The sequence below is a fragment of the Geomonas oryzae genome (assembly GCF_004117875.1).
Classification (GTDB): Bacteria; Desulfobacterota; Desulfuromonadia; order Geobacterales; family Geobacteraceae; genus Geomonas; species Geomonas oryzae.
In genome coordinates, this window is the sequence record NZ_RAHW01000003.1 from 394,888 (window position 1) to 421,155 (window position 26,268).

Consider the following 26,268-nt stretch of genomic DNA (forward strand, 5'->3'; position numbering starts at 1 on the left):
TAAAATACCGGGAGGAGAAAAACACCGTGTCCAATTCAACCGTACTGAAGGCCTGTGAACAGACCGAAATAGATTTGAGCGGCGCCGAGGGGTGGGTCCCTTTCGACGCGCCTGCGCTGGTCGGGGATTCGCTGCGTTTTGTTTCCGGCGACTCCAGGGGGGACCGCTTCCGGGCCCGCTACTACCGCGACGCAGACAAACACCTGCACGCCCGCTTCTGGCTCGGCCCCGAAGCCGAGGGGCCGCCGGGACACGCCCACGGCGGCGCGGTCGCCGCCATCATGGACGAGGCACTGGGACTTGCCGCATGGGCGGCCGGGTATCCTATCGTCGTGGGGAACCTGAACGTGAGTTTCCGCAACATGCTACCGCTGAAAAAGGTGGTGACCGTCGAGAGCCGCGTCGTTTCCGCGGAAGGGAGGAAGATCATGGTGCACGGCCGGATCTTCCGCGGCAATACCACCTACGCCGAGGCCCAGTGCCTTTGCATCACCATCCCAGGGAAGTAGCCCCTTGAGCGGCGGCGCAACCGCGCCGCCGTCCCTCGTCTTACCGCCAGATCACTCCTCGCGTCCCTTTGCCTGCCGCCACTACTGAACCTGGCGCGCAACGTATGCTCACAGCCTCGCCCTTCCCGTCACAACTGCAAAGCACGATCATTCTACCTTCCTTTTAGCAGATCACCATATTGTTTCTCCTATTCAATTTCCCCGCAGATTACCGATGAATTGTCCATGGTTGTCCGATCTATGACTATGCGTGTTCCAAAGCCGAATTCACCATTTGGCTTGCAAGGGGAGAGATGACATGAAGATCAAAAGTTTCAAAGATTGGAGTATCGCGGCCAAGGTTTTGAGCATATCGCTCGCCACCGTCGTGATAATAGCGGCGGTGAACTTCTTCTACCTGTTACCCGCACTGGACCAGAGGATCCTGGCCGAAAGGGAGGATACGCTGCGGTCGGTGGTAGACATCCCGGTCGAAATCGTAGCGGAGTACGACCAGAGGGTGCAAAAGGGCGAATTCACGCTGGAAGAAGGACAAAAGCGGGCGAAGGACCGCATCAGGCAGATGCGCTACGCCGACAACGAGTACTTCTGGATCAACGACCTGAACGCGAAGATGATCATGCACCCGATCAAGCCGGAACTCGACGGCAAGGACCAGAGCGGCTCGAAGGACTCCAGCGGGAAGGCGATCTTCGCCGAGATGGCGAACGTCGCCAAGAGCAAGGGCTCCGGCATCGTCGAATACCTCTGGCCCAAGCCCGGCTCGACGATCCCGGTGCAGAAGCTCTCCTACGTGAAACTTTACAAGCCATGGGGGTGGGTCATCGGCAGCGGTCTCTACATGGACGACCTGCAACAGGTGATCAACGACATGCGCTGGAAAATGACGATCATCACCTTTGCCATCGCGGCAGCGGTGCTGCTCCTTGGCTACCTGGTCGCTTCGAGGATCAGCAAGAACATCAAACAGGTAATCGCGGCTGCAAACGACCTCGCCCAGGGGGACGTGGAAGCTTCCATAGCGGTAAACAGTCAGGACGAGACCGGCCAGCTTGCCGAAGCGTTCAAGCAGATGGTCGGCAACATAGCGGAGGCAGCCAAAGCGGCGGAGCGCATCGCTGCGGGCGACCTTACCGTACAGTTACAGGCCAAGTCCGAAAAGGACATCCTGGCGAAGAACCTCAACGTCACCATCGCAGCGGTCCAGGCGATGGCCGCCGACGCGAACATGCTCGCGAAAGCCGCCGTAGACGGCAGACTTCTCGAGCGCGCCGATGCGACCAAGCACCGCGGCGAATACCGCAGGATCATCGAAGGGGTGAACGCCACCATAGCGCGTCTCGTCGGGCTTTTGGACACCATGCCCGCCCCGGCCATGATCATCGACCGAGACTTCACCGTCATGTACATGAACGAGGTGGGGGCGAAGGTCGGTGGCAAAACCCAGGCGCAGGTTGTCGGCACCAAATGTCACGACCACTTCAAAACCAGTGACTGCAAGACTGACAAATGCGCCTGCGGGCGTGCGATGCAGGGAGGCAGTGCGGCGAGCAGCGAGACCGACGCACACCCCTCCGGGCTTGACCTCGACATCGCCTACACCGGGATGCCGCTGCACGGCGAGGATGGAAGGATCATCGGCGCCTTCGAGGTGGTGACCGACCAGACCGCGGTGAAGCAGGCGGCCCGTCTGGCGAATAAGATCAGCGTCTATCAGGAGGAGGAAACCAAGAAACTGGTCCATGGTCTTGAGAAGCTCTCCAAAGGTGAGGTCGACTTCACCCTCCAGACCGCGCAGGGCGATGCGGACACCGGCGGAGCCAAGGAGATCTTCGATGCCCTCGCCGGTGCGGTGAACCACTGCGCCGACGTCATCAGAACCCTGAACGGGGACACGCTCGGTCTGGCACAGGCGGCGACCGAGGGAAGGCTCACCGCACGCGCCGACGCCCGCAAGCACCAAGGTGCCTATCGCGAAATCATCCAGGGGGTGAACGATTCACTCACCACGATGGTCGGTTTCATGGACAACATGCCTGCTCCCGCCATGATCATCGACAAGGACTTCAACGTACTTTACATGAACCAGTTGGGCGCCAAGGTAGGCGGAAAAACCCAGGAGCAGGTACTCGGCACCAAGTGCTACGACCACTTCAAAACCTCTGACTGTAAGAGCGCTAACTGCGCCTGCGCGCAGGCGATGACTACCGCGCTCGATGCGACGCGCGAGACCGACGCCCACCCCGGCGGGCTCGATCTCGACATCAGCTACACCGGCGTACCGATCAAGGACAAGGACGGAAAGGTGATCGGGGCCTTCGAGGTGGTGACCGATCTCACTTCCGTGAAGCAGGCGGCACGTCAGGCGAAAAAGATCGCGGACTACCAGGACCGCGAGACGCAGAAACTGGTCGAGGGACTGGCGAAACTCGCCAAGGGTGACGTGAACGTTGCCCTCGCCACGGAGCCTGCCGACAGCGACACCTCGGAGGCGAAGCACACCTTCGACACGATAGCCGCCGCGGTGAACAGCTCGGCCAAGGCGAACCGCGACATCGCGGATGTGGCGAAGCAGATCGCTGCCGGCGACCTCACGCTGAAGCTCACCGAGCGCTCGCCCGAGGACGAACTGCTGATCGCCTTGAAGGCGATGCTGGACAAGCTAAACCTCGTGGTGACCGACGTGAAGGGAGCCGCCGACAACGTCGCGTCCGGCAGCCAGGAGCTCTCCTCCAGCTCCGAGCAGATGTCGCAGGGAGCGAGCGAGCAGGCCGCAGCCGCGGAGGAGGTCTCCTCATCCATGGAAGAGATGACCTCCAACATAAGGCAAAACGCGGACAACGCGTTGCAGACCGAGAAGATCGCCTCCAAATCGGCCAAGGACGCCAAGGAGGGGGGCGAGGCGGTAACCCATACGGTAAGCGCCATGAAGGAGATTGCCGGCAAGATCTCCATCATCGAGGAGATCGCGCGGCAGACGAACCTTTTGGCGCTGAACGCAGCCATCGAGGCGGCACGCGCCGGCGAACACGGCAAGGGATTCGCCGTCGTGGCAAGCGAGGTGAGAAAACTCGCCGAGCGGAGCCAGAAGGCGGCGGCGGAGATCTCCGACCTCTCCTCGAGCAGCGTCGAGATCGCGGAGCGTGCGGGGGACATGTTGAACCGGATGGTGCCGGACATCCAGAAAACCGCGGAACTGGTCATGGAGATCTCGGCGGCGTGCCGCGAGCAGGACACCGGCGCCGAACAGATCAACAAGGCGATCCAGCAGCTCGATCAGGTCATCCAGCAAAACGCCTCGGCGGCCGAAGAGATGTCCTCCACGGCGGAGGAACTCTCCAGCCAGGCCGAGCAGCTGCAGGACGTCATCGGCTTCTTCAAGGTGGAAGGCGGTGAGCATGCGGCGCCCAAGACGCCCAAGCCGAAGGTGAAGCAGGTGCAAACGAAGAAACCGCTCACACAATCGGCCAAGATCCTCCCCGCCGCCGCAAGGCGCAAGGCAGCCGGCGCCGGGCTCTCCCTTGAGATGGAGCACGACGACCCGGACTTCGAAAGGTTCTAGCTGAAGCTCAGTTCTGCCCGACAAGGGCAGCACCGGGAACTATTCCGATGCTGCCCTTATTTTTTGCTTTAGAAGCCCCCCCCTGTGCCGATACAAAACAGACCGGCCAGACACTTCCGAAAGGAGCCCTGCAGCAGGGGCATTGAGAGTTCAATGGAAAAGACCCCCTTTTTGCTCTTCCTCTGTATCGCAATAATCGCCCTCTTCGCAGCAAACCCAGGCTTCAGAAAGTATAAAGAAGCGAACAGCTGTGAGATCTCCTGTTACCAGTACGGTCAACTGCACTCGGCGATGAGCCTCTTCCCCGAGATTGCAGACACAGCCAGACACGATCTGACAGGGGAGTACGTCAGCATCTCGCAGTACAACGAGATCATGCGCAAGGTGGAACTCGCCAAACTGAAGCAGGCAAGAAGGATGTCTGCTCAGACAGAGTTGGCACTGGCAGAGAAACGCCTCGCAAAAAATTGATAGTTTTTTATTGAATATTTTTAACTGTACGCTATTATTTTGTCTGAGTGCGTGCCCCCCAAAACCGTACTTCATGCAGTGCCGCTTACTTCGACCGTATAGGTCCTAAATCCGCATACCCAAAGGAGACGTCATGAGCATCAAGATCCGCAGCATCATACTCGCAGCAACGGCGATAGCCGCGTTTGCAGCCCCGGTACTTGCAGAGAGCACCAACTGCACGGTTACCGCGCCCGAAATCCGCCTGCGCAAGAGCCCCAGCAAGAAGGCCAAAGTGGTGGCGATCCTCAAGAAGGAAACCAAGGTAAGCGCAGAGAAGTGCTCGGGAGGCTGGGTGAAGGTTTCCTCCGAGGACGGCAAGATGGCCGGCTACGTCGGGGGCTGGGCCCTTGCCGCCGCTCCGGTCCTGGTGGCATCCACCGAACCGGTACCGGTCTCGGTCTCCGCGCCCGCCCCGGCCGCCGAACCGGTGAAGGAAATCCCTTCGAACGAGAAGCTCGCCATGCAGATCACCGACCTGCGCCTGAAGATGCTCACCGTGGAGAGGGACGTGGCGATGATGCGCAAGGACATCAAAAAGATCAAGGTAGCCATGAAGCATAAAAAGTAAGGCAGCGGGGGACCGGGTACGGTCCCCCTTCCTCCCCTTCCTCCCCTTCCTCCCCCGGCTCCATCCGTTCTCCCCCCCTCGCTTTCCCCGACCGAATAACTAAAGATTGATCTCCAGTGACCGATAAGGTGGCAATCGACCACTATGGGCACAGGAGATAGCATGAAACGTTTCACCTCGACGCGGTTATCCACCAAGTTTTTCGGCGCCATGATCGTCCTCAATCTCCTCACCACGACGGCCTTCACGGTACACACATATTACGCGGAGAAAAAGGAGATCCTTGGGGACATCGACCGCGAACTGCGCACCTGCGTCGAAGGCGTGCGCATGGTCGCGGATGGGTACCACGCCAGGATGGCAACTACCCCGCCTACCCCTGCCGAGTTCCAGGCACTGAGCGACCGCCTCACCACCTACGCAAACGGGGCCGGACTCAACTACATCTACACGATGGTGAAAAAGGACGGCAAGATAGTGTTCTCCTCCTCAAGCTACACGCGCGAGGAAAAGGAAAAGGGAGAACAAAGCAAGCTCTTTGACCCCTATGAGGACGCAAGCGAGGGACTAAAGGCGGCGTTTGCCGACGGCAAGCCGCACTACGACCAGTATTCCGACAAGTGGGGCGTCTTCCGTTCCCTGTTCGTGCCGGCCCGCGGTGCGGACGGCACCGAGTACGTGATGGGGGCCGACATCTCGATGAAGCGCATCGATTCGGCCCTGCGCGGTGTGCTGCTGAACTGCCTGGTGATCGCGCTCATCGTGTTCGTGGTAGGCGGGGCGGTCATGCTGGTCCTGGTGCGTTCGGTGCAGCGGACCGTCGGCGAACTGGCACGCGGCGTCAACCTGATCGCGGAGGGAAACCTGGGGACGTACATCGACCACGAAGGGGGGGACGACGAGCTCGGCATGCTGGCCGACGACATGAACCGCATGGCGGCCCAACTGAAGGACGTGGTAGCCGAGGTGAGAAATTCGGCCGAGGAGGTAGCGATGGCCTCGAGCAGGCTATCGGACACCGCGGCGGTGATGGCGGACGGCGCGGACAGAGTGCACGGACAGATCGGCTCGGTCGCCACGGCAGGCGAGGAGATGGCAACGACCTCAGGCGAGATCGCGCACAACTGCGCCGGGGCCGCTGAGCTCGCACGCCGGGCCAACACGACGGCCTCATCGGGTGCGGGGGTTGTCGCCGGCGCCATCGAGGCGATGCAGCATATCGCGGAGCGTGTAAAGGAATCCGCGCAGACGGTAGGCGGGCTCGGGGTGCGCTCGGAGCAGATCGGCGAGATCCTTGGAACCATCGAGGACATCGCCGACCAGACGAACCTCCTTGCGTTGAACGCCGCCATCGAGGCGGCGCGTGCCGGCGAACAGGGCCGCGGCTTTGCAGTGGTCGCGGACGAGGTGCGCGCCCTTGCCGAGCGCACCACCCGTGCCACCAAGGAGATCGCCGAGATGATCAAGGTGATCCAGCAGGAAACGAGGACCGCGGTCAGCTCGATGGAGGCCGGGGTGGCCGAGGTCGAGAAGGGAAGCGCCGAGGCGGGGAAATCGCAGCAGGCCCTGCGCGAGATCATGGAGTGCATCGGCGAGGTGACCCAGCAGATCAACCAGGTGGCCACCGCGGCGGAAGAGCAAACGGCGACCACGCGCGAGATTTCCGGCAACATGCAGCAGATCACCTACGTGGTGCAGCAGACCACCCGGGCAGCCCACGACTCGGCGGAAGCGGCGGAGCAGCTGAGCCAGAATGCGGCGCAACTGCAGTCGAGGGTCCGGCAGTTCAAGATCGACTGAGCCCCAACCTCACCCTATCCGTCACCTCGGCCTACCTTTTTCCCGGCCGGCGCCCAGCGCCGCGCCGGGCGGAGGTCGGCAGCACGGCGAGGTAGATAGTCACGCATGCGGCGATGGACAGGAGCACGCCCCTCAGCCAGATTCGGTCCACGAACAGGAAGGTGGTAACGGGAAACGAGATCCAGATCGCGCCGATGGCGAGGCACTTGGCGCGCAGCGGGATCGAGCCGTGCAGCAGGTACTCCTTGAGCATCGGCCCGAAGTGCTTGTGTTCCACAAGCCAGGTATGGAAACGTTCGGAACTGCGGGAAAAGCAGATGACCGCGACCAGCAGGAAGGGGACACTCGGGACCAGAGGGAGAAATAGCCCGACAACGCCACCGGCGAGGGAGAGAAGCCCGGTGCCGATGAGCAGGTAACGCAGCCACTCGCTCCTGACCAGCCTGATCTTCAGATGACGGTGTTTCATCCGACTTGCGTGCCCCCCGCTCCAAGCTTTGCATTTCGCCCAGACTCATTGTAAGCGATCCAATGTCGTTTTAACAGACCGGCTCGGCGGCGGCTAAATCATCGCAGTATCCATATAGTCCTTGAAATGATCCACCCCATCCGGTATGGTGCCCGTTGACCGATTACAACAACCGATACGCAAAAGGAAACTGCATGGAAAAGCTTGACGAGGCGCTGGTCAACCTGCGCCAGAACTTGAGGGACGGCAAGAAGCAGTCCGAGTTTTACGATCTCTTCCTGAACTCCGCTTTTTTCGTCGCCATCCTCAAGGAGAGTGAACAGGTGGAAAAGGCCGGCGGGGTACTGCCGCTCATCACCGAGGCGGACGGCAAGGACTACCTGATGCTTTTCAGCACCCTGGAGCGCCTTAAGGCCTGGGACGCCGAGACCCAGTACATAGAGGTCCCCGGCCACCTGCTGGCACTGAGCACCACCCCTCCCCTGCACTGGGCCCTGAACGTCGGCACCGAATATTCCAAGGAGTTCCACCCCGAGGAGATCGCCTGGCTCAGGGACTCCGTCGAACGCTGCAACGCCGAGGCTGCCGGGGCTGCCGGGGCACGCCAATCCTGATGAAAGTAAAGGACGGGGTCCCGTCCTTAGCACAGATCAAATGAACCAGACCATCCAACTCATATATTTCTCCCCGACCGGGACCACGCGCAAGACGGTGACCGCAATCGCGCAGGGGCTCGGTACGGGGAAGGTCGTCCATCACGATGTCACCCGGGTTCGGGAAGGGCTAGAACTTAACCTGGATGAAGGAATCGCCGTCATCGGCTTCCCGGTCTACGCCGGGAGGGTGCCCGAACTCTTCCTTAAGCGCATCGAGCGGCTCCAGGCCGCCGGCGTCCCTGTCGTCATCGCCGCAGTTTACGGCAATCGTGCCTTCGAGGACGCCCTTTTGGAGATGACCGACGTCTGCCGCGCCAAGGGCTTCAGCGTTTCAGCCGCAGGGGCATTCATCGGCGAGCACTCCTACGCAACAAACACCCACCCGGTCGCTTTGGGCCGCCCGGACCGCGACGACCTGGACCGGGCCGTCGAGTTCGGCACCCTTGCCTCGCGCGCCGTGGCAGATCCCTCCCGGCGTGCACCGCAAATCCCCGGGAATTCCCCGTACAAGGAAAGACCGCCGCTAGGCGGTGCCGCGCCCGACACCGACGCAGGTCTATGCACCATCTGCGGCGCCTGCGCGGAGGTTTGTCCGACCTTCGTGATAGAGGTCGGCGATGCCGTCAGGACCGACGCGGCCGGCTGCATCAAGTGCTGCGCCTGCACAAGAGTCTGTCCAGCCGGCGCGCGGACCATGAACCACCCGTCGGTTGCGGAGAGACGGCAGATGCTTGTCGACAATTGCTCGCGCCGCAAGGATCCGGAATTATTCCTGTGAAACAAATCAGACCGTGAGGCCCCAGCGGGGCCTCCTTCCCTCCCCCTTTACGCCTGGTGGGCACAGGGGGACAGGCACCTTCGGAGCCGGTCCCCTAATCCCCATCCTTTCCGCTTTTACACCTCGCTTAGCTTCGCTCATCTACCGCCGCCTGTTTGATTTACTCCCAACTGGTGCGATAATCACCCCTTGTTGCCCACTCAGCACCAGAGCCAGACACAGAGACGCCGGATTCCACGCGGCACTGTCTCAACACATCTGCAGCGGGGATTCCATTGAAACAGCGCGCATACTCATACAGCATTCCTCTCGCGTTGATCGTTGCGATTGCAGCGGTGTGGCTGCTGGTAAACGTATCAAAGGATGACTCTCTCACTCGACTGCGCCACGCCGGGACCATCCGGATCGGTTATGCTGTGGAAGCTCCCTACGCCTTCGTAAACCAGGACGGCACGGTCACCGGCGAATCTCCCGAGATTGCGAAACACATCGTCAAGGCCATCGGTATTGACCAGATAACATGGCGCCAAGCCGAGTTCGGTTCCCTCATTGCCGAACTGGAAGCCGGCCGCATCGACGTCGTGGCTGCGGGCATGTTCGTCACGCCGGAAAGAAAAATACAGGTTGCCTTTTCCACGCCGACCTTCCAGGTCAGACCGGGGCTTTTGGTTCCTGCCGGTAATCCCCTCCGGCTGTACTCCTACAAAGAGCTTGCGACACGTGACGTAGCCGTCGCGGTCCTCAGCGGGTCGGTTGAAGAAAACACTTTGCGCGGCCTTGGCGTTTCCGCAGAAAGACTCCTTGCCGTTCCCGATACACGCACCGGTCTTGCCGCAGTGACATCGGGCCTCGTCGCCGGGATGGCAATTTCATCTCCTACGGCACGGTGGATTGCCAAGCACTCCAAGGAGCACGTCGAAGCGGCAGAGGCGCCCGCAAAGGGGTATAGCGAATCGCTTGGCCTTGGCGCCTTTGCCTTCAGGAAGGAGGACCGGGAGTTGCTGGAGGCCTGGGACCGGGCGCTCAACGGTTACATCGGCACCAAAGAACATCTTGCCCTGGTTTCGCGCTTTGGGTTCACCGCGGACGAACTCCCCCCCACGGCAAAGGGGAAATCGGAGCCCAAGCCATGACGGCCGCACCTCTGCATCAGCGCGTCCGTTCCTACTCCCGGCTATCGGTCGGGAGCGCAGTACTACTCTCCATCCTCGTCTGCACAACCGTCTACTGGCTCGACCTTCAACAAAGACACACCCTGCGCGCGGCCCTGACCGAAGTGGAAGACCTGCGCGAGGCCCGCATCGACCTCTGCAAGGGTTTCCTGCACCTGACGCTCGCCGGCCAGCCCGATTCCCCGTTCGGCCAAGCCGAGGGACTCGCCCTGCTGCGCCAGTCCATCTCCTCCCTGGACCGGGCCGCTATGCGGTTAGGCGCCGACCAGAAGGACGCCGCTGCTTCTTTCAACAACAGCGTCAGCAGATTCGAGACCATCCTGGAAAGATGGCAAAAAGGAGGAACGGCACGTGCCGCCCATGAGGTGGCGCTCAGGGTCTCCTTCCAGCAACTGGAGCTGCAGGCAAACGAAATAGATACCCTTTCGCAGAAAAGGCTTAGGGGGATATCACAGCAACTGGAACGCCGCTTCGGCTGGACGATTTTTGCGGCGGCGCTTTTTTTGTCCGCCCTGTGCGGTGTGGTGTACCAGGCCGGGCGGGCGCGAGATCGGCTGTACGCCTCCTCGCGCGAGAGCGAGAATCGCTTCCGCACCATCTTCGAGAGGACGACTTCTGGATACTCCTTGTCGACGACCGAGGAGGTGCTGCTGATGGTGAATGACGCTTTCGCCCAGATGCTCGGCTACGAGCCGGAGGAACTGCCGGGGCACCCGCTGTCCAGCTTCATGCATGCGGACGACTTCGCCCAGTTTCTGGAACAGCGACGGCTGACCGTCAGCGGCAAACAGGAGTCGTTCCGGTTTGAAGCCCGCTACCTGCACCGGGACGGTTCGGTCCTCTGGGGCATGGGAAGTTCCAGCTTGCTGAGGGACGCCGGCGGTGCCCCGCTCTATTTCATCACAAGCGTCATGGACATGACTGAACGCAGGAAAGCCGAACTCGCCCTCAGGGAAAGCGAGAGCAGACTGCGCTTCGCCTTGGAGGGAACCAACGACGGCCTGTGGGACATCGATATGGTGACCGGTGCGACATACCTGAGCCCCAGGGGGTGGGAGATCCTAGGCTACGCCCCGGGAGAAGGAGAACTGTTGCGGCCGGTGTGGACCGACATGCTGCACCCGGACGACCTACCACGCTCCCGTGAACTCTTGCAGGCGCACATGGAGGGCGAAACCGAGATCTTTGAAATGGAGCAGCGCCTTCTCACCAAGTCAGGGGACTGGAAATGGGTACTCACCAGAGGGAAGGTGGTGCTGCGTAACGAGTTGAACGCCGCGCTGCGGATGACGGGAACCCACACCGACCTTACCGTCCAGAAGAAGCTGGAAGAGCAATTCCTGCAGGCGCAGAAAATGGAAGCGATCGGCAGGCTGGCTGGTGGCATCGCCCATGATTTCAACAACATGCTGCTTGTCATCATCGGGTTCGCAGAAATGTCCTTGCACGAACTGGGCGAAGGGAGGCAAACGGTATCGAGCATGCTGAACGAGATCGTCAAGGCTGCCGAGCGTTCGGCGAACCTGACCCAGCAACTCCTGGCGTTCGCCCGACGGCAGAAGGTTTCCCCGAAGGTGGTCGATCTTAACGATCAGATAGGCGACACCATCGCGATGCTCAAGCGCCTGATCGGAGAAGAGACCGAACTGGTGTGGCTCCCGCAAAAAGAACTATGGCCGGTGCTCATGGACCCGTCGCAGTTGAACCAGCTCCTTGCAAACCTCTGCGTCAACGCAAGGGATGCTTTAGCGGGCTCGGGCAAAGTGGTCATAGAGACCGCCAACATCTCCCTCGACCGGACCTACTGCCAGGAACACCCGGACTTTCACCCTGGAGATTACGTGAGCCTCACGGTTACCGACAACGGCTGCGGGATGGAAAAGGAAACTGTCGAGAGGATCTTCGAGCCGTTCTTCACGACGAAGGGGCCGGGGATGGGAACGGGGCTTGGGCTCTCCACCGTCTACGGCATAGTCAAGCAGAACCAGGGGACCATCCACGTGTACAGCGAGCCGGGCCAAGGTACCAGTTTCGCCATCTATCTGCAGCGCCATAGCGGAGAAGAGATGCCGGTCGGGGTAGAAGCAAGCGAGGAGCCCCCGCAGGGGAAAGAGGAGACGATTCTCGTAGTGGAAGATGAGCCGGAGATCCTGCGGATGACAACCGACATGCTCAAACTGCAGGGATACCGCACTATCGCAGCGTCATCCCCTGAGGAGGCGCTCAACGCCGCTGAGCAGCACCCGGGGGAAATCGACCTGCTGTTAACCGATGTCATCATGCCAGGTATGAACGGTCGGGCGCTTGCCGACCGGTTGCTCGCGGCGCGGCCCGGTTTGAAATGCCTTTACATGTCCGGATACACCGCCGATGCGATCTCTCAGCACGGGGTTCTCGACCCCGATGTGAAGTACATCCAGAAACCATTCAACATGAAGGCGCTGGCCCGCAAAGTAAGAGAAGTCCTGAGCGAACCGTAGCCTTCCCAACGAAAAAAGGCAGCCTAACCGGCTGCCTCTCCTCGATCCGAACTCAAGTCGCGACTTATCGCGGCCGCGGTACCACGACCGCCTTAACCCCCGCCTTTTCCAGTTCACCTGCACTTCTCGCAGCGGCGTCCTCGCTTTCGAAGGAACCGGCGGTAAGTTGCAAGGTCGGGACCTGAACCGACAGTTGCCTCAGCTCCGTCGTAATGCCGAAGCGAGCGAGGCGCACCTGTTCCTCGATGGCACTCGACTTGTCAAAGTAAGAGCCTGCGTAGAGGTTGAATTTACCCCGACGATCCTGAAGGATGAAAACGTCCGCCTTCGCCTTGCGCAGCTTCTGTATCATATGATCCGCCGCCTTCTTCTCGGTGTACTCGGCGACATGGATCCGGCTCATCTGTTCCTTTTTCCTTGAACCAGACACTACAACCGGTACCATTCCTGCTTTCCTGATCTTCTTTTTAATCTCGATCATGTCCCTTTTGAGGACGAAGGAGCCGAAATCGAGGGTGTAGCTCGCCGCTGCCGATCCGGTTCCAGCAACAGCCACCGGTGCGGCCACGGCAGCAGGAGGTGCTGAAGGAGGCTCCGGAATGGCTGCCAAGGCAGGATCCTCCATGGGGACTGCAGGAGCCGCAGCCTTTGCTGCTTCCGCCTGGGCCATGGCCTCAGCCTTGGCAGCGGCTTCAACCTTAGCCTGCTCGGCTTTTGCCTGCTCGATCCTTGCCTGTTCCGCCTTCGCTGCAGCCTCGGCTTTTTCTTTCTCTATCCGGGCCTGTTCGGCCTTGGCAGCGGCTTCAGCCTTAGCCTTCTCGGCTTTCGCCTGCTCGATCCTTGCCTGCTCTGCCTTTGCAGCCGCCTCGGCTTTTGCTGCCGCTTCGGCTTTCTCTTTCTCAATTCTTGCCTGTTCGGCCTTGGCCGCTGCTTCAGCTTTGGCCGCAGCCTCAGCCTTGGCTTTCTCCGCTCTGGCCTGCTCGATCCTTGCCTGCTCTGCCTTGGCAACCGCCTCAGCCTTTGCAACCGCCTCAGCCTTTGCAGCCGCCTCAGCCTTTGCAGCCGCTTCGGCTTTTGCTGCCGCTTCGGCCTTCGCTGCCGCTTCGGCTTTTTCTTTCTCAATTCGCGCCTGTTCGGCCCTGGCCGCAGCTTCAGCTTTGGCCGCTGCTTCAGCCTTAGCCTTCTCGGCTTTCGCCTGTTCGATCCTTGCCTGTTCAGCCTTTGCAGCCGCCTCAGCCTTCGCTGCCGCATCGGCTTTCTCTTTCTCAATCCTTGCCTGTTCGGCCTTGGCCGCTGCTTCAGCTTTGGCAGCAGCCTCAGCCTTGGCTTTCTCCGCTTTGGCCTGTTCTATCCTTGCCTGTTCAGCCTTTGCAGCCGCCTCAGCCTTCGCTGCCGCTTCGGCTTTTTCTTTCTCAATTCGCGCCTGTTCGGCCCTGGCCGCAGCTTCAGCTTTGGCCGCTGCTTCAGCCTTGGCCTTCTCGGCTTTCGCCTGTTCGATCCTTGCCTGTTCAGCCTTTGCAGCCGCCTCAGCCTTCGCTGCCGCATCGGCTTTCTCTTTCTCAATCCTCGCCTGTTCAGCCTTGGCGGCCGCCTCAGCTTTTGCCGCCGCATCGGCTTTGGGTTTCTCGATCTTTGTCTGCTCCGCCTTGGCAGCCGCTTCGGCGCGGGCTTTCTCATACCTGGCCTGTTCCGCTTTGGCCACGGCTGCCTTTGCGGCGGCCTCAGCTTTAGCTTCAGCCTCAGCCCTTGCGTTATCGTCCCTTCTCTTTTCCGCCGGCACAAGAGCGCCAACGCCCAGAAGTGCTCCCTCGACCGGTGCTTTCAAGGAAGAGACGGCGACGGAAGCCGCTGGAACAGCAGGAACAGCTGATTTTGCCGCGCCGGTAGGCGATGACTGTACTTTGGCCACAGGCTTTGGAGCTTCCTGCGGCTCGGCAAGCCTCGGAGGCTCCTGCTGCGCCCTCTCTTGAACCAGCTTCAGGACATCAGGATCAAGCTTGTCGGCAGCCTTCGGGTAATCCTTGAGCAGCGTGTTAACAGTGCGGACGGCCTTATCGTCGCGCGAAGTCGCCGTGTAGCACTTCACCAGCATCAGGAGTACCTCCTCACGCTGGGGCGTCTTCGGGTATTTCTTCAGGATCCTTTCAAGCCAGGTCGAGGCGTAGTAGTAACCCTTTTCCTGGTAGTGGTTCTTCGCCTGGGCGAACATCGCCGCCTCATCTGTTTCGGAAAAAGCAGCGGCAGGGAAAGTCAAACATGTCAGCACAACAGCCATTAAAAGAATGCGAACAGCGCTCATTCAAGACCTCACCTTGCAATAAATCTCTGGATATGCCCGAGTCTTAGACAGAAACCGGAAACCGCCATGAATTGGCGAAAGATTAATTTAGCGAAGAAATAAAGTCAAAGAATATTTATAAGGATTCTATGACAGAAGAGGTGTGGCGTATCCGGCCTGCACTCTCAAGGTGACACATCCGTTTCTTCCTGTAGAATCATCCTTATGAGAGACATCGACTGCTGGCATGAAGAGGAGTTTCGCCGCCTGGCGACGGAAAAGGTGGTGCGGCTACTGGGCGACACTCCGACAGAAGCCAACCTGGCTGCCGCCGTTTCGGGTTGCGCCGAGGACGCCGAAGCGATCTGCAGCGACCGCCCCATGGCCTGCGCCGCGGGCTGTCCCTACTGCTGCGTCTTGAACGTCGCAGCATTGCTTCCGGAGGCGATGGCCATCGCACAACGGCTGGCAGAACAGACTCCTCCAAGGGAACTGGACGAACTGCGCCAACGACTTGCACAGCACCGCTCCTGGACCAGATGGATGGACGACGAAGAGCGGATACTGAAGAGGATGTCCTGCCCGCTGCTGGACCGATACGGCGCCTGCAGCGTTCATCCGGTGCGCCCGCTCGCCTGCCGCGCCATAACGTCTCTGGACAGCGAAAGCTGCCGCGAAGCATTCGCCCCGGTGGTAAGTGATGAAGACCGCCTTGTGCCTACCGACTTGTTACGCAAGGCGGCTTATGATGCCGCCTTCACCTCGCTTGCCGCGGGACTTCTTTCATGCGGTCTTGATGACCGCAGCATCGAACTCGGAACCGGGGTTATAGCCTTTCTCGAACACCCGGAGTACCGGGAGCTGTTTCTAAAGGGAGGAAAGCTCCCGGAAGCCCTGTGGCGATAAAAAAAGGGATCAGCCTTTCCGGCTGATCCCTTATCGTTTCCTTGCATATCTTGACGGCTAGCCGCGCGGGTCCTTCGGGTAACCGAGCCCCTTCCAGTCTATGCGTCCGTTCTCGCCGTGGCAGTGCCGGCACCGGATTGCCTTTTCCTTTGGTACCACCATGTGGTTCAGCGACCAGACCGTGGTTGTTTCCACCCAGCCGTACTTCCCACTGTAGGGAAGCCCGGCCGCCTTCATCCCCGCCTCGATCGCCTTGTTCCAGTCGAAGGTCGCCGAATAGGCCGTCTCACTGTCGGCCGGGCCGAAGATGTTGGGGACGGCTATGATCCGGTTTTCCAGGTCATAAGGCTGTTTCGCCTTCAGCACCTTGAACGGGAAGATCTTCGACTGCGGATCGGAGCGGTCGCCGCGGGGGGCGGAAAGCCGCACCACCTTGCCGGGATCGATCTTGTCGCCCATGAGGACCCGCTCCACCGTGCCGTTGTACCACATGTAGGTCGGTACGAGGTCCTTGCCGAGCACCAGCTCGCCGCGCGCCTTGTCGTAGATCTTCAAGGGATCTGCCCCCTCGGCGGCGCTCTTACCCGCGGCCGACCAGTCCCACGACAGCACCGTCGGGCTCCCCTTGGCGTAGGTCGGGATGTGGCAGGTCTGGCAGGCGACGCGTCTCATGTGTATGTTCAGGATCCTGATGGCATGGACGTCACCCTTGTGACAGTCGGTGCACCCCATGGCGCGGGGACCCGAGCCAGGCGAAACGGAAAGGGCCTCCCCCTTCACGTCGTGGTCGGGCGCTTTGTGGCAGGACTCGCAGGTGAGCCCCTTTGCCCCCATGTGCACGTCGTAGTCGCCGCTCGGGTTGGCAAGGGTCGAGTCGAGGTCGCCGTGCTTGTAGTTGTCGCCTCCGCCGCTGTAGAAGTGGCAGGCGCCGCACGCCGCACGCGAGGGACGCTCTATGGAACGCGCCGCGGCAAGGAGGTCGACCGGCTCCCACACCTTTCCCGGCGGGAATTCCTTTTTCTCCCCCTGGTAGACCGGGTGTCCAGATCCCAGCGGGAACTTCTTGTAGGCGCCGTTCGTCTCGTGACAGACGAGACAATCTATATTGTCGGTGTTGCCGAAATCGAAGGTGTTGTCCTTCCACCCGTAACCGGCGTGGCAACTGGTGCATGCGGAAAGGTTGGACGGGACGGCGAGACAGAAGGAATTGCCGAGGGCGTTCTTCTTGCCGAAGTCGACGGTCTTGCCGTTGATCGTCTGCTTCTTGCCCCAGTTCCAGTGCACCGTCTGCATGATCTGTTTGGTCAGCTTGTCATGGCAACCGGCGCAGGTCTTGGTCACCTCAGGGCCGCTCTTGAAAGGTTCGGAGAAGAACCGATGCGTCCCTTTCAACGAGGCATCCGAGGTGGAAGCACAGACCAGCACCAAAAGCAGCAGCAGGTATTTCCTCATGATGTATTGGACCCCGCGATCTGAATGATTGGCGACCCGCTCGCCCGAGGCATGCGGACGGTAAAGAACCGGGAACACATTATATTTGATGCCGGACGTAGTCAATGACAAATTGCGCCGCAAAGGTCATAAGCCGTGCAGAAGTGTCTTCCATCGTGACGGGGGTATCTGACAACGAAAACGTGCCTCCCCCTCTTTAAGCTGCACATCGCGCCGAAGCTGTTAAAATGTTCAACTTGTCGACAACGGCACCTTGTTACCAGTCATAGACAGACAATAGGAGAAACAAAGTTATGGCGGTGCTTGCAACAGTGTTAGGTCACCCTAGAATCGGTATAGCGCGGGATCTTAAAAAGGCGCTCGAGGCATACTGGAGCGGCGCCACTCCTGCGGAGTCGCTCCTTGCCACGGCCCAGGAGATCCGCAGCCGTCACTGGCACTTCATGAAGGAAGCCGGGCTCGACCAGATTCCATGCAACGACTTCTCCCTCTACGACCATATGCTGGACATGGCGGTAACGGTGGGGGCGGTGCCGCCGCGCTTTGCCGGAATCGCCACGCCGCTGAACCGCTACTTCGCCATGGCGCGCGGCATCCAGGACCGCGGCGCGGGGATCGACCTTTCCCCGCTCGAGATGACCAAGTGGTTCGACACGAACTACCATTACATCGTCCCGGAGCTAAACGCCGATCAGGCGTTCCGACTGGATCCAACGAAGATCATCGCGGAGCTCACCGAGGCACAGGCCCTGGGCATCGCGGCACGCCCCGTCATTCCGGGGCCGGTCACCTTCCTGAAGCTCTCCAAGTTCGCAGGAGAAGCCCCCGCGGGAAAGGACACGCTCGACCTACTGGAGCGCCTCCTGCCGGTCTATGAAGAGCTCTTCGCGCTGCTTGCCGGTCACGGCGTTTCATGGCTGCAACTGGACGAGCCCTGCCTCTGCTTCGACCTGGACAACAAAAGCCGGGAAGCCTATCGCTTGGCCCTTACCCGGCTAGGCGCCTGCCCGAAACGACCGGCGCTGTTGGTCGCCACCTACTTCGGCTCGATCGGTGACAACCTCTCCCTCGTCACGGCATCGGGATGCGAGGGGCTGCACATCGATCTCGTCCGCGCCCCTGCCGAACTCAATGCAGTGCTCGGCGCGCTCCCCACGCAGATGAAACTCTCCCTCGGCGTGGTGGACGGCCGCAACGTCTGGCGCTGCGATCTGGAGCAGGCGCACCGGACGGTCCGGCAGGCCGTTACGAAGCTGGGAAGCGAGCGCGTCATGGTCGCCACCTCATGCTCGCTGCTCCACGTTCCGGTCGATCTGGATGCGGAAATGAAGCTCGACCCGGAGCTTAAGAGCTGGATGGCCTTCGCGACGCAGAAGGTGGCCGAGGTCCGCGCCTTGGCCGACGCGGCGGAAGGCGAAATACCGGATGACGCTTTCTGGGGGCAGGCCTCGTCGGCGCTGGCAAGAAGGCGCGCGGCGGCGGCGACCTCCAACCCGGAAGTCAGGCGCCGGGCCGAACAGGTGACCGCGGGGATGCTGCGGCGCACCTCCCCGTTCACCGATCGAATCGCCCGTCAGAAGGAACATTTCGGCCTGCCGCTTCTCCCCACCACCACCATAGGCTCCTTCCCGCAGTCAAAACAGGTGCGCGAAGCGCGGTCCAAATGGCGCAGCGGCGCCCTCGACGGCGAAGGGTACGACGCCTTTTTGAAGGAAGAGATCAGGCTTTGCGTGGAGAAGCAGGAAAAGCTCGGGCTCGACGTGCTGGTACACGGGGAGTTCGAGCGCACCGACATGGTGGAATACTTCGGAGAGCAGTTGGAAGGGTTCGCCTTCACGCAAAACGGCTGGGTGCAGAGTTACGGCTCGCGCTGCGTGAAACCGCCGGTGCTCTTCGGCGACGTGGCGCGCCCCCGCCCGATGACCGTCGACTGGAGCCGCTACGCCCAGTCACTGAGCGGGCGGCCGGTGAAAGGGATGCTCACCGGCCCGGTAACCATCCTGCAGTGGTCCTTCGTGCGCAACGACCAGCCCCGCTCGGAGACCTGCCGGCAGATCGCCCTGGCGCTGCGCGACGAGGTGGCCGACCTGGAACAGGCCGGGATCGCGATGATCCAGGTGGACGAGCCTGCCATCCGGGAGGGGCTGCCGCTTAGGCGCGGCGAGTGGACCGCCTACCTCGAGTGGGCGGTGGAGGCCTTCCGCCTCGCCACCTCCGGGGTGAGGGACGAGACCCAGATCCACACCCATATGTGCTACTCGGAGTTCGGCGACATCCTCGCCTCCATCGTCGCCATGGATGCCGACGTTCTCTCCATCGAGTCTTCCCGCTCACGGATGGAGCTCCTGGGGAACTTCCGGCAGCAGGGGTATCCAAACGACGTCGGCCCCGGCATCTACGACATCCACTCCCCGCGCGTCCCCTCCGTCGAGGAGATGGCTGCGCTGCTGGAGCTTGCCTGCGAGGTCCTTCCGGTGGAACGGCTCTGGGTCAACCCGGACTGCGGGCTTAAGACCCGCGGCTGGCCCGAGATCGAGGCGTCACTTGCCAACATGGTGCATGCCGCACGACGGCTCCGCTTTCAGCACGCGGCAGGCTAGCCCGACCAACCTGCCCGCACCACATCTATGAAAAAGAGGGATCAGCCATGGCTGATCCCTCTCCTTTTTTCCCGCTTTACCGTAGGCCGCGAAAAACTTTCCGCGTTAGTCACCTACGAGGCATTTTTTCTTCCCGCCCGTTTTTTCACCTTGACGGCCTCCGCCTCCGCTTTGGGCACAACCGGCGGAAGGGGCTTAAAGGAGGACGCCTCGGCCGGCATCAGTTTGGCGAAATGGGAACACGAGATCTTCCTCACGCCCCCGTCGTTGAAATGAATTGAGGCCCACTGCGTGGTGACCTCGACAACCTTACCCGAGCCCCACTCGACAGCCGCGCAATGGCTCACTACATCCCCACGCTTGATGGACATCTCTTTCCCCTATTGGTTGGCAGCGTGAACTTAATATCCGGCATGGCAGGCTTGAAACAAAAATGGCCCCAGATTGAAACCGTAGGGCCATTTCCTTTTGTGGATGCGGAGTTGTTGCGGCTAGACCCTTTTCACGTTGGCCGCCTGAAGACCTTTCGGCCCCTTCACGACGTCGAACGTCACGCTATCGCCTTCCGCCAGGGATTTGAACCCGTCGCCGCTGATCGCGGAGAAGTGGCAGAAAACATCGTCACCGTTCTCCTGCTCCAGAAAACCAAACCCCTTGCTGTCGTTAAACCATTTTACAGTACCGTTTGCCATGTGATTCTTTCTCCAAGTCTTGCTGATTGTGTTCGGCAACATGCCGAATTTAGCAGTTACCGTAACAGCTATGGATGACTTAAGCAAGCTATTTAACTGCTTCAGGTTCAGAAATAATTTTGGCACAGACGTCTTTTTTATCATTTATGACACAAAATATTTACCTATCGCATGAACTTTAAATCTGACAATACCCTATATAAACAGGATCTTGAGTAACAAATGATGGAAATATATCTGGGTAAATTGAAACTTCTTGCTATTTAAATGGCGGTAATTCAGTATGGCTGCTCAGCTTATTTTATAATCCGTGCAGGAAAAAAGAATATCCGTCCGATACGAAACGCATTTTTTTTGTGAAGGAGAGCCCATGGCACACACGAATTTCAAGTTTCAGAAGCGTCAAAAAGAATTGGACCGGAAGAAGAAGCAGGACGAAAAGGCCCTGCGCAAACAGCAGAAGGACATCGCCGATCCTGAGACCGAGGCTGAAGATCTGCCTATTGCTGACACTGAGATCAAGGCGTAACGAAGCACCTCCTGGAGAGGTCGATAGATGAACTGTTTTGGAAGGCACCGGCACCGGAGGCGGGCGACAGGCCTGCGTCTGAGTCGAACCGCAAAGAAGGGACCAACCCGTGGGGCTGGTCCCTTCTTCGTTCACGCCTCCATGGAGGTTAGTCCTCTACTTACCACCCTTCACAGCGTGCAGCGTCCACGGGCCGCGCGTGGTGATCTGCACAACGGTCTCCTCGTCCACCCAGGCGTTATGGACCGTCTTCGGTTTGATCGAGAAGTAACTCCCCGCCGGGAGCAGGACCGGGTTTTCCTGCGTCATGCCCATGGCGAGCTTGATGTTCCCGGAAATCACCGTCACCCTCTCGACGTTGTCATGGAAATGCGGCGCTATGCGCGCCCCCGCCGGCAGCTTGAGCCTCGCCACGAAGAATCCGGGCTTGGACAGGCCCCCCTCCAGCACGGCCATCTGCGCGCCCGGGATGGCCGGGGGGCCTGCCTGCCACTGTATGTCGTTCGGTACGACGATGATCGTTTTCACCGCCGACTGCGCCATCTTCTTCTCGTGCGCGGCACCGCTTCCTGCCAGCGAAAAGAAGATCACCATCAGAAGTAACATCATCCTTTTCATGTCGTCCTCCTACCGTGCTCCGCAACAGCCTTTTTCCGCTGATTTTCCTCCTACATGCCACCATTTTACCGGCCGCGGCTCCCGTCGCGCCACACAAAACGACACGGGCAACGCCTGACGCGCCCCTTTCCGAAAATAATTCTTTACACCACTCGGTAAAATGAATAAAATTCGTCCAGAAAGGTGTAAACAAGAATGTTCGACGAAATAGACATCCACATACTGGAAATCCTTCAGGAGAAGGCGAGGATCCCGAATGCCGAGGTCGCAAGGCAGGTCGGCATGGCACCATCGGCGGTGCTGGAGCGGATCCGCAAGCTGGAGGAGCGAGGCATAATCGAGGGGTACGAGGTGCGGCTGAACCCGGCCTGCTTCCACCAGGGGCTCTCCGCCTTCGTGCAGGTGGAAAGCGACGGCGCGGCGACGGCCCGGGCGCTCGCCGAGATCACCTCGGTCCAGGAGGTGCACCAGGTGGTAGGCCCGGACGGGTTCCTCGTCAAACTGAGAACCGCCGACCACACCACCCTCGCCAGGATACTCGGGGAGATCAGGGCCCTCGAGGGGGTCCGGTCGATCAGGACGCAGGTGGTCCTGGAAACGGTGAAGGAGACCAGGCGGGTGGATCTCACCGAACACAACGGCAACGGCCGTCACTGATATATCGAACGCAACAGAAATCATCTAAAAACTGCGAAGGAGAATCAAGATCATGCCGATGTCCGCTTCTTTCAAAGACCGCCTGTTCCCCAGGCTCCCCGAGATCGACAAGCACTTCAACACCCCGTTCCACATCTACGATGAAACCGGTATCCGGGAGACCGGCGCGAACCTGGTCAAGGCTTTCTCCGGCATCCCCGGTTTCCGCGAATTCTTCGCGGTCAAGGCGCTCCCGAACCGCGAGATCCTGAAGCTCATGAAGGAAATGGGCTTCGGCTTCGACTGCAGCTCCATCCCGGAAGTGATCCTCGCCCGTGAGCTCGGCGCAAAGCCCGAAGACATCATGTTCACCTCCAACAACACGAGCCGTGAGGAGTTCGATTTCGCGGCCAAGGACGGCGGCTGCATCCTTAACCTCGACGACATCTCCCTCGTGGACAAGGTGCCGGTCTTCCCCGAGCTCATCTGCTTCCGCTACAACCCGGGTCCGCGCCGCACCGGCAACGTCATCATCGGCAACCCCGAAGAGGCGAAGTACGGCGTCTCCCACGAGCAGGTGGTCGAGGCGTACCGCAAGGCCAAGGAGCGCGGCGCCACCCGTTTCGGACTGCACACCATGGTCGCCTCCAACGAGCTCGACTACACCTACATCGTCGAGACGGCGCGCATGGTGCTCGAGGTGGCTGAAGAGGTCGAGGCGGCGCTCGGCATCACCTTCGAGTTCGTGAACATCGGCGGCGGCTTCGGCATCCCCTACCGCCCTGATCAGAAGGCGCTCGATCTGAACACCATGTCCGCCGAGATCACCGCGCTCTTCAACGCCTTCCGCGAGCGCCACGGCCACGCACCCGCCATGTTCATGGAAAGCGGCCGTTTCATGACCGGTCCGCACGGCGTCCTGGTCTCGACCGCCATCAACAGCAAGGACACCTACAGAAAGTACATCGGCCTCGACGCCTGCATGTCCTCGCTCATGCGCCCGGCCCTCTACGGCTCCTACCACCACATCGACGTCCTCGGAAAAGACGGCGTCGAGCGCAGCGAGGTGTACGACGTGGTCGGCTCGCTGTGCGAGAACAACGACAAGTTCGCCATCCAGCGCGAGCTTCCCCCTATCGAGGACGGCGACCTGGTGGTGATCCACGACTCCGGCGCTCACGGTCACGCCATGGGCTTCCAGTACAACGGGCGTCTGCGCCCGAAAGAGCTCATGCTGCGCGCCGACGGCAGCGTCGAGCTGATCCGCCGCGCCGAGACCCTGGAGGACTACTTCGCCACCTACAACTTCGAGCCGAGCGTGCTGAAGCCGTAGGTGTCCTGGGGTTACTGCAAATAGCGAAGTCTACTGAAACAACAAAGGCACCCGGCCTGTCACCGGGTGCCTTTTTCAATTCCTGCAGGGATGCCCCACTTCCGCCCCTCCCCCGCAGCTTCACCCACCCCCAACTTCGCTTTCGTCAAGGTATAGGGAGTCGGATGAGGGGACTTCGCGATCCGCAACCAGGAACGCCTCGGCCTCTGCCGCGGGCATCGGTCTTGCGTAAAGGTACCCCTGCACCTCGTCGCAGCGGCACGCGCGGAGCTTCGCTTCCTCCTCCTCAGACTCCACCCCTTCGGCGATGACGGTGACCCCCATGCTGTGGCCGATGGCGACGATCGCCTTCACGATGCCGGCGGCGTCCTCCCGTATGGTGATGTCGCGGACGAAGGACTGGTCTATCTTGATGCGGTCCACGGAGAAGTTCTTCAAGTAGCTCAAGGAGGAGTAGCCGGTCCCGAAATCGTCGATGGATATCTTCACCCCCAGCGACTTGAACATGCGCAAAAGGGCCACGGATTCGGCGGCGTTGTCCATAAGCATGCTCTCGGTCAGTTCCAGGTCGAGGTACTTAGGTTCGAGCCCGGTCTCGAGCAGGGTATCCACCACCATCTCCGAAAAATCCTCCTGCATCACCTGCTTTATGGAGACGTTGACGCTGATGACGAGTGGGTGCCCGTTCAAGTGCCACTGTTTGCACTGGGCGCATGCCGTCTTGAGAACCCAGGCCCCCAGCTCCCTGATGAGCCCTGTCTGTTCCGCGACCGGGATGAAACGCGCCGGTGCCACCGCACCGAGCTTTTCGTCGTACCAGCGGGCAAGCGCCTCCATCGCGACGACCTTCCCCGTTTTCAACTGTATTTGAGGCTGGTAGTGCACCGAGACCTGCTCCTTTTCGAGCGCCTCGCGCAGCGCCCGCTCGATGGATGCCCGCTCCTGCGCCTTCATGTTCAACGTCTCCGAGAAGAACTGGTACTGGTTCCCCCCTCCCCCTTTCGCCGCATACATGGCGAGGTCCGCGTTTTTGAGGAGCGTGGCGATGTCGGAGCCGTCATCGGGGAAAAGGACGATCCCGATGCTCGCCCCGGTGTAGATCTGGCGCCCGTCGACCTCGAAGGGGTCCTTCATGAGCGCCAGGAGCTTCTCCGCGAGGGTCGCCGCCCCATCGGGCCCGGCTACGGACGCGCAGAGAATGGCGAACTCGTCCCCCCCGAGCCTCGCGAAGGTGTCGCTCGCGCGCACGATGCCGCCGATCCGGCTCACCACGAGCTGGAGCAGGAGGTCTCCTGCGTGGTGTCCCATGGTGTCGTTCACGTCCTTGAAGTGGTCGAGATCGAAGAAGAGGATGGCGAAGCTTTCGCCGTAGCGCCGGCAGCGTGCGAGGGCTTGCGAGCTGCGGTCGTAGAAGAGGGTCCGGTTGGCAAGGCCGGTCAACTGATCGAAGTAGGCAAGGTTATGAACCTCCTGCTCAGCCTGCTTGCGCTTCGTGACGTCGTGGCTCAGACAGAGAAAGCGCTCCCTCTTTCCCTTCAAATCCAGCATGGTTGCGCTGAGGGAAACGTGCAGTTCCCTGCCGTCCCGCGCCGACAGCATCGCCTCCTCCTCGACCAGCCCGGTACTTGCCGTCACCGTGGCTACGAGTGCGTCCCCCCTGTTCCGCTCCAGGAACAGATCGGCGAACTGACGCCCCACCAGTTCCTCCCGGGGGTAACCGAACATCAGCTCCGTGGCGCGGTTCACATCAAGGATGCTCCCGTCGACGGAGACCACGGTGAGGGCCTCTGGCATGGTGGTGATGACGCTGTCGAGGTAGCTGTTCGCGGCGTCGAGCTCAGCCTCATAATCCCTCAGCCGTTCTACCATGCCGTTAAAGCAAAGAGAGACCGAGGCGATCTCGTCGTGCGCCGTCACCGGGAGCACAATGTCGCGTCGTCCCGCGGCGACCTGGCTGGCAGCGTCCTTCAGAAGCCGTATCCTGCGCGAGATGGAGAGGGAGAGGGCAACCCCCAGGATGAGGGCTCCGCTGATCGCTACCAAGGAGACGACGACGAACCGGGTCACGGCGCTCGAAACGCTGTCGAAGGTGGCGGCTGTATGTCGCCCGAGGTTCGCCATCTCGCGGTCGTGGGCGGAGTTCACCTCCTTCAGGAACTCCTGTTCCGCGTTTTCGAAACGCTCCTTCGAGGCAAGCAGTTGCCGCGCCGACGCCCCTACACGCACGACGGCAAGGTATTCGCTCGATGCGGCGAGAAGGGCCTGGCCGGTCTGCTCCAGAGGCTGTTGCTCCTTTCCCTGAGCCAGCATGGTCCTGCAGATGGCGAGGCTGACCTGGAAGCGCTCGCGTCCCTCGGCGATCAGCCTGATTTCCTCCATCCGGGCATTTTCCTGATCCACCCCCTGCACCGAGGTCAAAAAAGCGTACTCCATCGAGGAGGAGACGATGCGCAGCCCAGCATAGCGCAGGTCCTTCAGGGCGAGCAGATGCGGGATCACCTCGCGGTTCACCTTGTTGAAGCTCTCCTTGACGCGCAGGGCGCCGCTGATCCCGCCGACGGCAAGGAGGAGCGTGGCGCATATTACGGCCAGGTAGCTAAGCAGCAGTTTCAGCCAAAGTTGCATAGGGAGGTCTCACGTTCGGCAGGTTCGGATACCCCTATCCTATCGGCAGGCGAGAATAAAAATTTAATGATAATTTGTCCCACTGCGGGCGT

General features: G+C 60.6%; 21 protein-coding genes. 14 read left to right on the forward strand and 7 right to left on the reverse strand.

Going from position 1 to position 26,268, the window contains the following annotated elements:
- The first annotated feature begins 26 nt into the window (after positions 1-26).
- From D6Z24_RS10030 to D6Z24_RS10050, 5 genes are all read left to right on the forward strand, one after another.
- On the forward strand, positions 27-509 hold the full coding sequence (locus D6Z24_RS10030; protein ID WP_129126442.1) for a PaaI family thioesterase: 483 nt from the start codon (positions 27-29) through the stop codon (positions 507-509).
- A gap of 298 nt (positions 510-807) precedes the next feature.
- Positions 808-4,071: a cache domain-containing protein gene (locus D6Z24_RS10035; protein ID WP_129126443.1), complete on the forward strand. Its 3,264-nt coding sequence runs from the start codon at positions 808-810 to the stop codon at positions 4,069-4,071.
- A gap of 153 nt (positions 4,072-4,224) precedes the next feature.
- Positions 4,225-4,542: a hypothetical protein gene (locus D6Z24_RS10040; RefSeq protein WP_129126444.1), complete on the forward strand. Its 318-nt coding sequence runs from the start codon at positions 4,225-4,227 to the stop codon at positions 4,540-4,542.
- Positions 4,543-4,675: 133 nt separating this feature from the next.
- A complete protein-coding gene (locus D6Z24_RS10045; RefSeq protein ID WP_129126445.1) occupies positions 4,676-5,152 on the forward strand; it encodes an SH3 domain-containing protein in 477 nt (158 codons plus the stop codon).
- A 162-nt stretch (positions 5,153-5,314) separates the two neighbouring features.
- Entirely contained in the window at positions 5,315-6,952 is a 1,638-nt protein-coding gene (locus D6Z24_RS10050; RefSeq protein WP_129126446.1) for a methyl-accepting chemotaxis protein, read from the forward strand.
- Positions 6,953-6,983: 31 nt separating this feature from the next.
- Here D6Z24_RS10050 and D6Z24_RS10055 read toward each other — a convergent pair whose 3' ends face one another.
- Positions 6,984-7,421 carry a YbaN family protein gene (locus tag D6Z24_RS10055; RefSeq protein WP_129126447.1) on the reverse strand — a complete coding sequence of 146 codons (438 nt, stop codon included), beginning with the start codon at positions 7,419-7,421 and terminating at the stop codon, positions 6,984-6,986.
- Between the two features lie 194 nt (positions 7,422-7,615).
- Here D6Z24_RS10055 and D6Z24_RS10060 point away from each other — a divergent pair, with 194 nt between their 5' ends.
- The 4 genes from D6Z24_RS10060 to D6Z24_RS10075 all read left to right on the forward strand — a co-directional run bounded on the left by D6Z24_RS10060 (position 7,616) and on the right by D6Z24_RS10075 (position 12,507).
- Entirely contained in the window at positions 7,616-8,035 is a 420-nt protein-coding gene (locus D6Z24_RS10060; protein WP_129126448.1) for an SseB family protein, read from the forward strand.
- 40 nt (positions 8,036-8,075) lie between these two features.
- Entirely contained in the window at positions 8,076-8,855 is a 780-nt protein-coding gene (locus tag D6Z24_RS10065) for a 4Fe-4S binding protein (RefSeq protein WP_129126449.1), read from the forward strand.
- Positions 8,856-9,130: 275 nt separating this feature from the next.
- On the forward strand, positions 9,131-9,988 hold the full coding sequence (gene ehuB / locus D6Z24_RS10070) for an ectoine/hydroxyectoine ABC transporter substrate-binding protein EhuB (protein WP_129126450.1): 858 nt from the start codon (positions 9,131-9,133) through the stop codon (positions 9,986-9,988).
- Entirely contained in the window at positions 9,985-12,507 is a 2,523-nt protein-coding gene (locus D6Z24_RS10075; RefSeq protein ID WP_129126451.1) for a hybrid sensor histidine kinase/response regulator, read from the forward strand. The genes ehuB and D6Z24_RS10075 overlap by 4 nt, the downstream gene beginning before the upstream one ends.
- A 64-nt stretch (positions 12,508-12,571) precedes the next feature.
- Here the strand turns inward: D6Z24_RS10075 and D6Z24_RS10080 are convergent, their stop codons facing one another.
- Entirely contained in the window at positions 12,572-14,806 is a 2,235-nt protein-coding gene (locus D6Z24_RS10080) for a tetratricopeptide repeat protein (protein WP_129126452.1), read from the reverse strand.
- A gap of 204 nt (positions 14,807-15,010) precedes the next feature.
- On the opposite strand from D6Z24_RS10080, the gene D6Z24_RS10085 reads away from it, so the two are divergent.
- Entirely contained in the window at positions 15,011-15,691 is a 681-nt protein-coding gene (locus D6Z24_RS10085; RefSeq protein ID WP_129126453.1) for a YkgJ family cysteine cluster protein, read from the forward strand.
- 57 nt (positions 15,692-15,748) lie between these two features.
- On the opposite strand, the gene D6Z24_RS10090 is transcribed toward D6Z24_RS10085, so the two are convergent.
- The gene (locus D6Z24_RS10090; RefSeq protein ID WP_129126454.1) at positions 15,749-17,143 is read right to left on the reverse strand and encodes a tetrathionate reductase family octaheme c-type cytochrome; all 1,395 of its coding nucleotides are present in this window, start codon (positions 17,141-17,143) and stop codon (positions 15,749-15,751) included.
- Between the two features lie 293 nt (positions 17,144-17,436).
- Here D6Z24_RS10090 and metE point away from each other — a divergent pair, with 293 nt between their 5' ends.
- Positions 17,437-19,743, forward strand: a complete 2,307-nt coding sequence (gene metE, locus D6Z24_RS10095) for a 5-methyltetrahydropteroyltriglutamate--homocysteine S-methyltransferase (protein WP_129126455.1) — start codon at positions 17,437-17,439, stop codon at positions 19,741-19,743.
- 113 nt (positions 19,744-19,856) lie between these two features.
- Here metE and D6Z24_RS10100 read toward each other — a convergent pair whose 3' ends face one another.
- Entirely contained in the window at positions 19,857-20,114 is a 258-nt protein-coding gene (locus D6Z24_RS10100) for a DUF3553 domain-containing protein (RefSeq protein WP_129126456.1), read from the reverse strand.
- Between the two features lie 120 nt (positions 20,115-20,234).
- A complete protein-coding gene (locus tag D6Z24_RS10105; RefSeq protein WP_129126457.1) occupies positions 20,235-20,435 on the reverse strand; it encodes a cold-shock protein in 201 nt (66 codons plus the stop codon).
- Positions 20,436-20,805: 370 nt separating this feature from the next.
- Here D6Z24_RS10105 and D6Z24_RS21635 point away from each other — a divergent pair, with 370 nt between their 5' ends.
- Positions 20,806-20,964, forward strand: coding sequence for a hypothetical protein (locus tag D6Z24_RS21635; RefSeq protein ID WP_198419534.1), 159 nt, complete (start codon positions 20,806-20,808; stop codon positions 20,962-20,964).
- A 156-nt stretch (positions 20,965-21,120) separates the two neighbouring features.
- On the opposite strand, the gene D6Z24_RS10110 is transcribed toward D6Z24_RS21635, so the two are convergent.
- The gene (locus tag D6Z24_RS10110; protein WP_129126458.1) at positions 21,121-21,582 is read right to left on the reverse strand and encodes a cupin domain-containing protein; all 462 of its coding nucleotides are present in this window, start codon (positions 21,580-21,582) and stop codon (positions 21,121-21,123) included.
- A gap of 195 nt (positions 21,583-21,777) precedes the next feature.
- Between D6Z24_RS10110 and D6Z24_RS10115 the strand changes: the two genes are divergently transcribed.
- The gene (locus D6Z24_RS10115; protein WP_129126459.1) at positions 21,778-22,239 is read left to right on the forward strand and encodes an Lrp/AsnC family transcriptional regulator; all 462 of its coding nucleotides are present in this window, start codon (positions 21,778-21,780) and stop codon (positions 22,237-22,239) included.
- Between the two features lie 52 nt (positions 22,240-22,291).
- Positions 22,292-23,551, forward strand: coding sequence for a diaminopimelate decarboxylase (locus D6Z24_RS10120; protein WP_129126460.1), 1,260 nt, complete (start codon positions 22,292-22,294; stop codon positions 23,549-23,551).
- A 120-nt stretch (positions 23,552-23,671) separates the two neighbouring features.
- Here the strand turns inward: D6Z24_RS10120 and D6Z24_RS21935 are convergent, their stop codons facing one another.
- Entirely contained in the window at positions 23,672-26,176 is a 2,505-nt protein-coding gene (locus D6Z24_RS21935) for an EAL domain-containing protein (RefSeq protein ID WP_129126461.1), read from the reverse strand.
- Positions 26,177-26,268: the final 92 nt, after the last annotated feature.

Excerpts from the sequence above, each read along its gene's own strand:
- D6Z24_RS10035 (WP_129126443.1), top strand. The coding sequence starts at position 808 with ATGAAGATCAAAAGTTTCAAAGATTGGAGTATCGCGGCCAAGGTTTTG.
- D6Z24_RS10040 (WP_129126444.1), top strand. The coding sequence starts at position 4,225 with ATGGAAAAGACCCCCTTTTTGCTCTTCCTCTGTATCGCAATAATCGCC.
- D6Z24_RS10045 (WP_129126445.1), top strand. The coding sequence starts at position 4,676 with ATGAGCATCAAGATCCGCAGCATCATACTCGCAGCAACGGCGATAGCC.
- D6Z24_RS10050 (WP_129126446.1), top strand. The coding sequence starts at position 5,315 with ATGAAACGTTTCACCTCGACGCGGTTATCCACCAAGTTTTTCGGCGCC.
- D6Z24_RS10055 (WP_129126447.1), bottom strand. The coding sequence starts at position 7,421 with ATGAAACACCGTCATCTGAAGATCAGGCTGGTCAGGAGCGAGTGGCTG.
- D6Z24_RS10060 (WP_129126448.1), top strand. The coding sequence starts at position 7,616 with ATGGAAAAGCTTGACGAGGCGCTGGTCAACCTGCGCCAGAACTTGAGG.
- D6Z24_RS10065 (WP_129126449.1), top strand. The coding sequence starts at position 8,076 with ATGAACCAGACCATCCAACTCATATATTTCTCCCCGACCGGGACCACG.
- D6Z24_RS10075 (WP_129126451.1), top strand. The coding sequence starts at position 9,985 with ATGACGGCCGCACCTCTGCATCAGCGCGTCCGTTCCTACTCCCGGCTA.
- D6Z24_RS10080 (WP_129126452.1), bottom strand. The coding sequence starts at position 14,806 with ATGAGCGCTGTTCGCATTCTTTTAATGGCTGTTGTGCTGACATGTTTG.
- D6Z24_RS10085 (WP_129126453.1), top strand. The coding sequence starts at position 15,011 with ATGAGAGACATCGACTGCTGGCATGAAGAGGAGTTTCGCCGCCTGGCG.
- D6Z24_RS10090 (WP_129126454.1), bottom strand. The coding sequence starts at position 17,143 with ATGAGGAAATACCTGCTGCTGCTTTTGGTGCTGGTCTGTGCTTCCACC.
- metE (WP_129126455.1), top strand. The coding sequence starts at position 17,437 with ATGGCGGTGCTTGCAACAGTGTTAGGTCACCCTAGAATCGGTATAGCG.
- D6Z24_RS10100 (WP_129126456.1), bottom strand. The coding sequence starts at position 20,114 with ATGTCCATCAAGCGTGGGGATGTAGTGAGCCATTGCGCGGCTGTCGAG.
- D6Z24_RS10105 (WP_129126457.1), bottom strand. The coding sequence starts at position 20,435 with ATGGCAAACGGTACTGTAAAATGGTTTAACGACAGCAAGGGGTTTGGT.
- D6Z24_RS21635 (WP_198419534.1), top strand. The coding sequence starts at position 20,806 with ATGGCACACACGAATTTCAAGTTTCAGAAGCGTCAAAAAGAATTGGAC.
- D6Z24_RS10110 (WP_129126458.1), bottom strand. The coding sequence starts at position 21,582 with ATGAAAAGGATGATGTTACTTCTGATGGTGATCTTCTTTTCGCTGGCA.
- D6Z24_RS10115 (WP_129126459.1), top strand. The coding sequence starts at position 21,778 with ATGTTCGACGAAATAGACATCCACATACTGGAAATCCTTCAGGAGAAG.
- D6Z24_RS10120 (WP_129126460.1), top strand. The coding sequence starts at position 22,292 with ATGCCGATGTCCGCTTCTTTCAAAGACCGCCTGTTCCCCAGGCTCCCC.
- D6Z24_RS21935 (WP_129126461.1), bottom strand. The coding sequence starts at position 26,176 with ATGCAACTTTGGCTGAAACTGCTGCTTAGCTACCTGGCCGTAATATGC.